General features: G+C 59.0%; 8 protein-coding genes, 2 pseudogenes and 1 other annotated feature. Of the genes and pseudogenes, 6 read left to right on the top strand and 4 right to left on the bottom strand.

Translation table 11 applies throughout. The features are described 5' to 3' along the window. Nucleotides 1-106 precede the first annotated feature (106 nt). Nucleotides 107-703 carry a hypothetical protein gene (locus A8V01_RS24415; RefSeq protein WP_146037378.1) on the bottom strand — a complete coding sequence of 199 codons (597 nt, stop codon included), beginning with the start codon at nt 701-703 and terminating at the stop codon, nt 107-109. 692 nt (nt 704-1,395) lie between these two features. Between A8V01_RS24415 and A8V01_RS28820 the strand changes: the two genes are divergently transcribed. The 6 genes and pseudogenes from A8V01_RS28820 to A8V01_RS24390 all read left to right on the top strand — a co-directional run bounded on the left by A8V01_RS28820 (nt 1,396) and on the right by A8V01_RS24390 (nt 6,289). Then, entirely contained in the window at nt 1,396-1,536 is a 141-nt protein-coding gene (locus tag A8V01_RS28820) for a hypothetical protein (RefSeq protein WP_170066051.1), read from the top strand. A 15-nt stretch (nt 1,537-1,551) separates the two neighbouring features. Beyond that, nucleotides 1,552-2,315, top strand: a pseudogene (locus tag A8V01_RS24410) (IS3 family transposase); the annotation flags it as partial. After that, nucleotides 1,833-1,949, top strand: a sequence feature (AL1L pseudoknot). Its footprint overlaps the pseudogene before it by 117 nt. Nucleotides 2,316-2,946: 631 nt before the next feature. After that, the gene (gene ltrA, locus A8V01_RS24405; protein WP_103098863.1) at nt 2,947-4,461 is read left to right on the top strand and encodes a group II intron reverse transcriptase/maturase; all 1,515 of its coding nucleotides are present in this window, start codon (nt 2,947-2,949) and stop codon (nt 4,459-4,461) included. A gap of 67 nt (nt 4,462-4,528) precedes the next feature. After that, nucleotides 4,529-5,020 (top strand): annotated as a pseudogene (locus A8V01_RS24400) (IS3 family transposase); the annotation flags it as partial. 188 nt (nt 5,021-5,208) lie between these two features. Beyond that, nucleotides 5,209-5,760, top strand: coding sequence for a response regulator (locus A8V01_RS24395; RefSeq protein WP_103098862.1), 552 nt, complete (start codon nt 5,209-5,211; stop codon nt 5,758-5,760). 316 nt (nt 5,761-6,076) lie between these two features. Beyond that, a complete protein-coding gene (locus A8V01_RS24390; protein WP_103098861.1) occupies nt 6,077-6,289 on the top strand; it encodes a helix-turn-helix domain-containing protein in 213 nt (70 codons plus the stop codon). A gap of 209 nt (nt 6,290-6,498) precedes the next feature. Here A8V01_RS24390 and A8V01_RS24385 read toward each other — a convergent pair whose 3' ends face one another. From A8V01_RS24385 to A8V01_RS24375, 3 genes are all read right to left on the bottom strand, one after another. Continuing rightward, complete coding sequence (locus tag A8V01_RS24385) at nt 6,499-7,470, bottom strand: copper resistance protein B (protein ID WP_103098860.1); 972 nt, start codon at nt 7,468-7,470, stop codon at nt 6,499-6,501. Continuing rightward, nucleotides 7,470-9,242, bottom strand: coding sequence for a copper resistance system multicopper oxidase (locus tag A8V01_RS24380; RefSeq protein WP_103098859.1), 1,773 nt, complete (start codon nt 9,240-9,242; stop codon nt 7,470-7,472). Before A8V01_RS24380 ends, A8V01_RS24385 begins: the two co-directional genes overlap by 1 nt. A 96-nt stretch (nt 9,243-9,338) precedes the next feature. Continuing rightward, on the bottom strand, nt 9,339-9,932 hold the full coding sequence (locus A8V01_RS24375) for a tyrosine-type recombinase/integrase (protein WP_281256533.1): 594 nt from the start codon (nt 9,930-9,932) through the stop codon (nt 9,339-9,341). Nucleotides 9,933-10,075: the final 143 nt, after the last annotated feature.

Here is a 10,075-nt window from a genome sequence, read left to right as displayed (position 1 = left end):
CCCAAAGCCAGAAAGGAGAAGCCAGCATCTTGAACCCGCCGTTCAACGGCAGCACATAAACCACACCCACCCGGGTCACTTCTCAATGGAAACCCCGGGTCACTTCTCAGTGGCAATCAACAGACCAAGCCTGTTCCAGCTTCGCGGCATTCGCGGGTGTGATTTGTACTGCCGGGGAATGGCGAGTGCCGAAAACGTTCGCGCCGTAATCGGTCCATTCCGCGCCGGCAGGACTGGGCGCGGAAAGCGCCATCGTGCGATCGGATGAAACGTCGAAAACCGGCACGGTCAGGAAAGTGCCGAGCAGCACAAGTGCCGCCAAGCAGACGACCGAACCCAGCCCCCAGCGCGTCCCAGCATCGGTAGCGGGTGTCAGGCGCCGGCGGATCTGCGGCAACGCCAGCAGCAAACCGATCACCGTTGGGCCGGCAAGTCGAGGGAGAAGCTGCCAGAATTGTGCGCCAACTTCCCAGAAGGACCAGAGCACAGTGAAGGCCAGCATGGCGGCGTAGACAAGAAGTCCCCACCGATTGCCTCGTGCCAGCAGTCCGCTGGACATTACACAGGGAAGCCCCGCCGCGAAGTAGTAGAACGAACCGCCAAGGGTCAGCAGCTCGGCACCGCCGACGACCAGCACTGCGCCGATCGCGAGCAGCACCGCGGCGATTAGCAATCGCACCCATTTTCCGCTCGTCGTTACCATATCCGCAATGTTCCCTCTCCAGAGCAACCGGGCCTGCGATCGTTTATCAAATCGCTTTCTTCGTCCGAGCACCAAAGCAACAATCTTAAAGTAAAGTGGGCATATGCTGCGCCTAAGTACGTCGTGGTTCGCCAGAATTGAAATCTGGCTGGCTCCTATATGGCTCCTAGCGATGATCAGACGTCGCAATTGCACGCATCAGCCAATTCATAAATTATTGTAATACATCAAATATTTTGAATGCGGTTCATCTCCGCGGGCGCTTGACGAATGTCATAGTCCCTTGCCTTTCAGGCGAAGGCTCGCAACCAGACCGGCTGAATTGGCGCCCGGAGCCAACGCCAATTGCCTGCGACCGGCGGATAGCTAAGTCGATTGTCCGATCGTGATGTTCAATCTCCTGAATAACGCTGCCGTCAGAATGACGCCCAAAACCAACGGCATGCATAGGATCTTTTTGCGCGGCCATCCTTCGTGCGTGCCGCACGTTAGGGCTGCCACTGATGATCGCGATCATAGGAGAGACATTTGCTCGGTTTCGTCCTCTCTTCGAGCTTTACCGTGAGGCGGGCGCGAAGGGGTCGGGCATGACCGGTCGAGCCTGCGTGTTGGTCTGCACGCGGTCGGCTTTGTCGGGGAGACAAGCGAGGAAGCCACGGAGGCCGCCACCAACGCGTCGATAGTTCGACAAAATGGCCAGCGAAGAAGGCGCCTACCCTATCGGCGATCCCGCGGCGGTGTCGGCCAAGATGCTCGAGGCCGATGCGGTACTCGGCGGATTGTCGCGCATCACCTTGAACCGCACCGGGATTGCCGGAGGCCCTAACTCCTGAGAATGAGGGTCTACGATGAGCAAGACGACGAACAAGTTTGCCCCTGAGGTTCGGCAGCGGGCGATCCGGATGGTACTGGATCACGAGGGGGATTATCCTTCTCGCTGGGCGGCGATCACGTCGGTGGCCGCGAAGATCGGGTGTTCCGGGCACACGCTGCTGGAATGGGTGAAGAAATCCGAGGTGGACAGCGGCAAGCGCGGTGGTGTGCCGACGGAGACCGCCGAGAAGCTCAAGGCATTGGAGCGTGAAGTCCGCGAACTGCGGCAAGCCAATGAGATCCTGCGCAAGGCGTCGGCATATTTTGCCCAGGCGGAGCTCGACCGCCCGTTCAAACGATGATCGCCTTTATCGACGAACATCGCGATGCCTATGGGGTCGAGCCGATCTGCCGGGTTCTGCCGATCGCCCCATCCACCTATCACGAGCGCCTTGCCAAGCGGCGAGACCCGGCTTTGCAATCTGCTCGTGCCCGGAAGGATGAAGAGCTGAAGCCCGAAGTTCTGCGGGTCTTTGCCGAGAACTTCGGCGTCTACGGTGTGCGCAAAGTGTGGCGGCAGATGAAGCGCGAGGGCTTCGATGTTGCACGCTGCACTGTACAGCGGTTGATGCGAGATCTTGGTTTGCAAGGGGTGATCCGCGGCAAGCCGGTTCGCACCACGATCGCGGACAAGGCGGCGCCATGCCCGCTCGATCAGGTCAACCGCCAGTTCCATGCTCCAGCGCCAAACATGCTATGGGTCTCCGACTTCACCTATGGTGCGCCTCGTCCCGGATGGTCCGGGAGGCGTATGTTGGAATGCAAAAAGAGAAAGGAGGAATTGAGCGAATGCCTTGCCCTCTGCTGTGAGGGGGCATGAGCCCAAGCGGCGGTGACCTGCTGTCAACTGGCAGGGTGACGTAGCCCGCAGGTAAAGGGGATTGAGGCGAAGCCGTTACGCCAAGATGGTCCCCGAGGCTGTAGCGCTGGAAGGTTGAGGAACACGAACCGGTTAATCCGCATCCGAGGGCTGAAATGTCGCCTTCGCCTACACGGCTTAACAGGCGGAATGCTGATGATGGCGCCGGACACGTATGTCGGCGGCATCCGAATGCGGTCGTACATGTAGCTCGCCCGCATGGAGCCATGGAGAGAACGCAGCCAGGTCATGGCATCGGCATCGACTTGCAGGACGCAAGGACAAGGACTGCGACCGGCAGCCTCCCCAGCGCGTGAAAGTCCAGCATATGAACGAGGGAAGGCATGATGGAATGCCAAGGGAGTTGGCCCCGATGTCCACCATGCTGGCGGAGTCCCCGTAGTAGTCCGCGACAGGGAAAGCCTGTCACATGGCGAAGGGGGACAGTTCAATCTGCTTGAAGTGCAAACTACCTGACCAAACGAGGTGAAGACCTTTGATAATCAGTGAAATGCAGCACAAGCTCGCGATATGGGCCGAGAGCGATCCGAACCGCCGGTTCGATCGGCTTCTCCGGCTCATTGCCGACGAGGCGTGGCTTGCCGAAGCCGCCCGGATTACACTGGCATCGAGCGGTGCCAAGACCCCGGGCATAGACGGAATGGACAAGCAACGGATGCAGGACGGATTGGCAGAACATCTGGCCAGCCTGCGAACGGACTTGCTGACGGGGAATTACGCCCCGCAGCCGGTCAGGCGAATCTATATCCCGAAAGCCAATGGCAAGAAACGCCCACTGGGTATCCCGACCCTGAAAGACCGCATCATCCAACGTGCGATGCTGATGGCGATGGAGCCTATCTGGGAAAGCGACTTCCATCGCCTCTCCTATGGCTTCCGGCCGGAACGCAGCGTGCATCACGCTGTCCGGACAGTGAAGATACAGTTGCAGGATGGTAGTGCCGGGACGCGGGGCCGCTGGATCATCGAAGGTGATCTGGCGAGCTACTTCGACACGGTACACCACCGGCTTCTGCTTCGCTGTGTTCGGCGGCGTATCCGGGATGATCGGTTCGTCGATCTGCTTTGGCGGTTCCTGAAGGCAGGCCACATCGACCGTGGCTTGTTCGTCGCCTCAAGTGAAGGTGTTCCGCAAGGCGGCGTGTTGTCGCCGCTCCTGTCTAACATCATGCTCCATGAGTTTGATGCGTGGTTGGAGGCGAAATACCTGAGCGACAAGGCGCGAAAGGATCGTTGGGCATGGAACTTCGGTATCCAGCAGGGACGCCCCATCACGGTTCGCGAGAACCGGCAATGGAAACCTGCTGTCGCCTACTGCCGTTACGCCGACGACTTCGTCGTCATCGTCAAGGGCACCAAGGCACATGCCGAGGCCATCCGCGCGGAATGCCGAGCCTTTCTGGAAGGCAACCTGAAGCTGACGCTGAATATGGACAAGACCCATATCACCCACGTCGACGATGGGTTCGTGTTCCTCGGGCACCGGATTATCCGCAGGCGGGGATCGAGCGGACGTATGTCCGTGGTCTCGACGATACCCAAGGAGAAGGCCAAGACCTTCGCTCGCCGATTGGTCGAGACCCTCTCCGGCAATCATGAGATTGCCACGGTGGACATGATCGACAGCCTGAACCGCCAACTGGCGGGTTGGGCCGCGTTCTACAAGTTCACCGACTTCACGGCGCGCATATTCCGGCGCATCGACACTGTCGTGTTCTGGAAAATGGCGCACTGGTTGGCGCGGAAATACCGGTCCCGTATCAAGCCCTTGATGCGCAAATGGTACCGCGTGCCGGAAATAGGCCACTCAAAGACGTGGCTGATTTACGGCCGAAGCAATCAGGGCAATGCCGTCGGCAAGGCGCTACGACGACTGGTCACCAGCCAGAAGTTGCAGTTCCGGTGGCGGAACCCGGAGCGAAATCCCTACATCTTCCGGGACGAACTCCGAAACACCGTCACTTCTCGCTATCGTGATGTCGCCATGGCCTTGGGCCAAGGTTGAATAGAGAGCCGTATGCGCTGAAAGGTGCACGTACGGTTCGGGGAGGGGAAGCGCTCATGCGCTTCCTACTCCACTCGCGACCTGGGCGGGGTTCGTCTACGTCGCCTTCGTGATCGACGTCTACGCTCGCTATATCGTGGGCTGGCGTGTCAGCCGGACAGCACACGCCAGCTTCGTGCTGGATGCGCTTGAGCAGGCTATCCACGACCGACGGCCTGTTCATCGCGGCGGCCTGGTCCATCATAGCGACCGCGGTTCGCAATACGTGTCCATCAAGTACACCGAACGTCTCGCGGAAGCCGGCATCGAGCCATCCGTCGGCAGCGTCGGCGACAGCTACGACAACGCTTTAGCCGAGACGATCAACGGTCTTTACAAGGCCGAGGTGATCCACCGTCGAGGTCCTTGGCGCTCATTCGAAGCCGTCGAATACGCTACCTTGGAATGGGTCGATTGGTTCAACAACAGCCGCCTGCTGGAGCCGATCGGAAACATTCCGCCCGTCGAAGCCGAGCAACGCTACTACGCTATGCTGGACGACGTCCCACTGGCTGCCTAATTTAAGAAAACTGGCCTCCGGCAATCCCGGTGCGGTTCACCTTTCAGATGAGCACGGCTGATTCTTGATAGTCTTGATGCCCGTGCTGCCGCAGTCGATGGACCTGTGCTTTTTGTTTCTCGCGTTTGCCGTAGGCGCACGCGTGCGACTATCTTCGCTTCGGCTCGAACGCCACGCCCCCCCTACATATGACAGTCGACGTCACTGACCATAACTACCGAGCGAAATCTTTAAACCATTCCAAACAGTCAAACGGGCAGGTGCGCATCAACAGTGTGCCCGGTGAAGGCACCCGCGTCACGCTGTACTTGCCGGTCGCAGGCGAAACCCTGGCAGAGGACATCGAGCTACCGGCGCAGATTCATCATGGTGATGGTGAAAGCGTCCTGCTCGTGGAAGACGACGCCTCCGTCCGGATGCTAGTTAGCGATGTGTTGAATGAGCTGGGCTATAAAGCGACTGAAGTCTCTGAACCCGAGATGGCGGTCCGCCTGCTCGCGGACGGCCAGAAGTTCGATCTTCTGATAACTGACGTCGGTTTGCCCGGCATGAACGGGCGGCAGCTCGCCGAAATCGTCCGAAACCATCTTTCCGAAATTCCGATCCTCTTCATCACAGGCTACGCGGAAAACGCGGCGATCAGGGCTGATTTTCTCGGCACCAACATGCAGATGATCGCGAAGCCATTTCAGATCGAGGACCTATTGAGCAAGATCGCTGAGATGTTGGAGCGATCGTAGTCTGTCGTATCGCGGCCAAGGCGCAACAAGATTAGGGAATTCTCAGTTGAACGGCACAATTGGCAGTCTTCTTTTTTGACGGCTCGCAATTACTGCTATCGTGCGTCAGTAACCCCACATCCGCCTTCCTCCTTACGGCCAATCTTGACCAGCTTGCTTATGAAAGCGGACAGGCCGCACCTGAGGAGCGAGAAATTGGCTCGAAATGTCAAAATCGGCACTTCAGTGCCTACCCTATATACGTTTCTGTGCGAATAGCTCAGGCTCTATAAATGCGGTCTGTGTCCTCTCGAAGTAGCAAGGGTTCTCAAACACGATGGAACGCGACGAAAATAGCAACCCGAACGCCTTCCTTACCAATTCTGAAGCTGCAGAATTCCTTCGCCTGTCCCCTCGCACATTAGAGAAGCAGCGGGTTGTCGGTGGAGGGCCGCCGTTCAGAAAATTTGGAAGGCGCGTCCTCTACGCGCAAGCAGATTTGCAAAAATGGGCTGAAGATCGCAGGTTCGACAGCACATCTCAATTTTGAGGGTCGGCGGGGAAGCCAAACCAGCGCCAACCAAACTTCCACGCATACTCGAATATCGCAACCAAATCGTTGAGTCGGTTAGCGCTGCAACAATAACTCAATTCACCAATTAGTGAGGTAGAATGGCGCAACGTCAAACCGCCACGGCGAGATGATTGTCTGACGAAGGACATTTTTATCCTTGTTCCGATTATACACCTTGGGAAGAATCAAAACATCGCACGCACACCGAACACTGCCGATACACCGGACACCCCATCACCTGCGGCGCGTGCAAGATCCGCCGTGCCTCCGAGCTTGCGCTCCCAATTGATGCCCACATAAGGCGCCAGCGATCTGTTGCGCTCGTAACGCAGCCTCACCCCCATTTCGAGCCGCTCGAAGCCGGCACCCACGTTCAGCGCCGGCACGTCCTGAAAAGCAAAATCGACTTCAGCCTCGGGTTCGACCACCAAGGACTGGGTGATGCGCTGCGTGTAACCTGCCTTGCCGCGCGCATGGAGGTCGCCTTTGTTAGAGACGAGCAACTGGCCTTGCAGCTCGAACCAGTAAGGCGCCAGCCCCTCGATGCCGACCAGCGCGTAAGTACGCTGCGGATCAGGCCGGAAGTCCCTTCGCATGCCGAGTTGCAAGTTGAACCAGGGATCGAGCGCATGGCGCCAGTAGGCATTTAGCTCAATGCGTTCGGCCCGCTCGCCGAAGATACCTTCGCCCTCGCTGGCGAGCACGATCCGGTCGATATCGCCGCCATACCAAGCCTGTCCCTCCCAGCCGATTCGATCGCCCCCCTTGCCGGTACGGAGTTCGAGTTGGTCTACCTGGAGCGCGAAAGTACTGAACTTCATCTCCTTCACCATCGCCGCGCGCGAGGCGGCCATGCGGTCGGGTGCAAAGAAGCGTTCGGCAGGAAAATCGGACGGTACCGGCGGTGGTGGGGCATCCCCCGGCTCGTCGGAGACGGTACTTGCAGACATCGCGTGATCGGAGTGATCCATCCCCTTCATGTCCTGCCCGCTGATATCCATGCCGGACATGTCCATCTGCGAATGGTCCATAGCGCCATGGTCCATACCACCATGCTCGTCCGCCTGCGGCGTCCGCGCGCCGGCTTCCTGCGCCCGAACGGCAAGCGGGGAGCTCGCCAGCAGCAGCGCGGCGACGATCGAAAAGAGACGGGTCATCAGGCCGCTGCCTCTTTGCGCACAGTCACCACGCGCATCATCCCTGCATGCATGTGCAGCAGCATGTGACAGTGGAACGCCCAGTCACCCTCGGCATCGGCGGTGAGATCAAACGAGGCCTTGCCGCCCGGCAGCACGTTGACGGTGTGTTTGCGCGCGCGGCTCCCCGGCTCGCCACTGACCAGTTCGAAGAAGTGGCCATGGATGTGGATCGGATGCGGCATCATCGTGTCGTTGATGAGATTGACGCGCACGCGCTCGCCCAGACGAAATGGGATCGGCGCCGGGTTTTCCGACATCGCCTCACCGTCCATACTCCACATATACCGTTCCATCGCCGCCGTCAGATGCACGTCAATCTGACGGCTCGGCACGCGTGGATCAGGATTGGGATCACGTGAGCGCAAGTCCGCGTAAGTCAGAACGCGGTGGTCGACGGCTTCCAGCCCGGTCGGCCGGTCTGCAAGCCGGTCCACCGGCATCGGCGAAAGCGTGGCAACGCCCGGCCCCATCTTCACGCTGGGCGCGACCGAGGGATCGCGCATCGACATCGAATGGCCGCTCATGGAACTATTGGCGGGCTTGCTGAGGTCGATTTCGCCGCCCTCGCCCATGTCCATGCCGCTCATGTCCATACCCATGTCGCGCATGGTCAGAACGGGCCGTTCGCGCAATTTCGGTATCTCGCCAACAAGTCCCAGTCGCTGCGCCAGTGTCGCGCGGACGAGGCCGGAACGGTCGATAGCCTCAGCGATCACCCCACAACTTTCCGCAGCACCCGGTTCGACGATGAAGTCGTATGTCTCGGCAATCGCGATCTGCACTTCATCGGTCTCGACCGGCTGCACGGGATTACCGTCCGCTGCCACCACGGTCAGCGGAAGACCGGGAATGCGGAAGTTGAAGTTGGTCATCGACGATGCGTTAATGACGCGAAGGCGCACTTTCTCGCCCGGCGCGAAAAATCCGGTCCAGTTCTCGGCATTGCCGTGACCGTTGACGAGGAAGCTGTAGGTCGATCCGGTCACGTCCGATATATCGGTCGCGTCCATACGCATCTTCCCCCAAGCGAGGCGGTCGGCCAGCGACTGGTCCTTGCCTGCCAGTAAACCGAAAAGCGTCTGGCGCTGGCGGTTGAAATAGCCGCCCATCATTTTCAGACGGCGCATCTGCTCGTGTGGATGGATCGGGCTCCAGTCCGAAAGGACCAGCACATGCTCGCGGTCGCAGGCGATCGGATCGCGGCCGGCGGGATCGATCACAATCGGGCCGAACAGGCCTTCCGCCTCCTGCATTCCGGAATGTGAGTGATACCAGAACGTGCCGGAATGAGTGAGTGGGAACTCGTAGACGAACGTCTCGCCCGGATTGATGCCGGGGAAGCTGACGCCCGGCACTCCGTCCATCTGGAACGGCACCAGCAGCCCGTGCCAGTGGATCGAGGTCTGCTCCTTCAGACGGTTAGTGACGGCGATGCGCACCGTTTCACCCTCACGCAGGCGCAAAAGCGGCGCAGGCAGAGTGCCGTTGACAGTTACCGCGTGCCCAGAACGGCCACCGGTAGTGAAATGACTTTCGCCGATCTGAAGCGCAATGGAATTGCCTGTCAGAACGCCAGGATCGGTACTGGCATGAACGAGCCCTGGCGTACCGCTTCGCGCCCAAGCTGGGAACAGGCCACCAACGCCGAGGCTTCCGGCGAGAGCTCCGCCTAGGGCTAGGAAACGTCTGCGCTGAAGCAGGGAGCGATGGAAGCTGTCATTCGGCGTCATACGCGGGATACGCAGCCGACAGTTCTATCCCTCACCATCGTGTGATTTTTTTGCTGCCTTGGAGAACTGCCGATACCGGCTAGGTCAACCAATAAGTCACAATCCGCAGGTCACATTGGCTCTGGCCGCCTTCAGTTTCGCCATCCGACTTTCGGCAACTTGGTCCGCGGCATCGTAAAGCATTGGCTCCTCGAGGTGTACGTACCCCAAAAACACCTCAACGCGGCGATGTGCGGTCAAAGCCATGCCCACCTTAAGCGGCACTCCTGAATTTGCGATATCCGTCGCAGCGCGGTGACGGATCCCATGGGTCCCGACATGTTCGATCCCGGAAACCGCTAACGCCTTCCGCCATGCACGATGGTACGCCGCGTATTGGGCAGGGAGGCTTGGATCATTCGGATTCGGGATGACAAAGGGGGAGTCGCCAGCGGCAGCTGCTGCAAGTTGAAGGAGCGCCTTCGCTTCTTTCGATATGGGCTTCCACATTGGGCCGGTCTTACTGTCGGGCCAATCGACCCTCCGCCTCTCAAAGTCTACCCATGCCCAACGCAGTTGGAGAATTTCAGACACCCGCGCTGCAAACGCAAACTGAAGTCTAATAGCGAGAGCATACGCCGATTTCCCTCCCCCTTCTCGTTCTGGCAATTCGAGATAATCCATCAATCGAACCATTTCGTCCTGACGGATAAGTCTGGCGCGCTTCTTCTTAGAGCCCGATCGGAAATTAAGTTGAGTGGTATCAGCAGGTTAGCTTGACGGCCTGACCTGTCGTTGATTCATGAGTTTCGCCAAAAACTACCATGGATACAACGATGTGGACCGATACCACT

This window comes from Novosphingobium guangzhouense, from assembly GCF_002896965.1.
Taxonomy (GTDB): domain Bacteria; phylum Pseudomonadota; class Alphaproteobacteria; order Sphingomonadales; family Sphingomonadaceae; genus Novosphingobium; species Novosphingobium guangzhouense.
This window is presented reverse-complemented; position numbering and strand designations above follow the sequence as displayed.

Bases quoted from the DNA above. Each gene is read 5' to 3' on its own strand.
- A8V01_RS24415 (WP_146037378.1), bottom strand. From the start codon at position 703: ATGGTAACGACGAGCGGAAAATGGGTGCGATTGCTAATCGCCGCGGTG.
- A8V01_RS28820 (WP_170066051.1), top strand. From the start codon at position 1,396: ATGGCCAGCGAAGAAGGCGCCTACCCTATCGGCGATCCCGCGGCGGTG.
- ltrA (WP_103098863.1), top strand. From the start codon at position 2,947: ATGCAGCACAAGCTCGCGATATGGGCCGAGAGCGATCCGAACCGCCGG.
- A8V01_RS24395 (WP_103098862.1), top strand. From the start codon at position 5,209: ATGACAGTCGACGTCACTGACCATAACTACCGAGCGAAATCTTTAAAC.
- A8V01_RS24390 (WP_103098861.1), top strand. From the start codon at position 6,077: ATGGAACGCGACGAAAATAGCAACCCGAACGCCTTCCTTACCAATTCT.
- A8V01_RS24385 (WP_103098860.1), bottom strand. From the start codon at position 7,470: ATGACCCGTCTCTTTTCGATCGTCGCCGCGCTGCTGCTGGCGAGCTCC.
- A8V01_RS24380 (WP_103098859.1), bottom strand. From the start codon at position 9,242: ATGACGCCGAATGACAGCTTCCATCGCTCCCTGCTTCAGCGCAGACGT.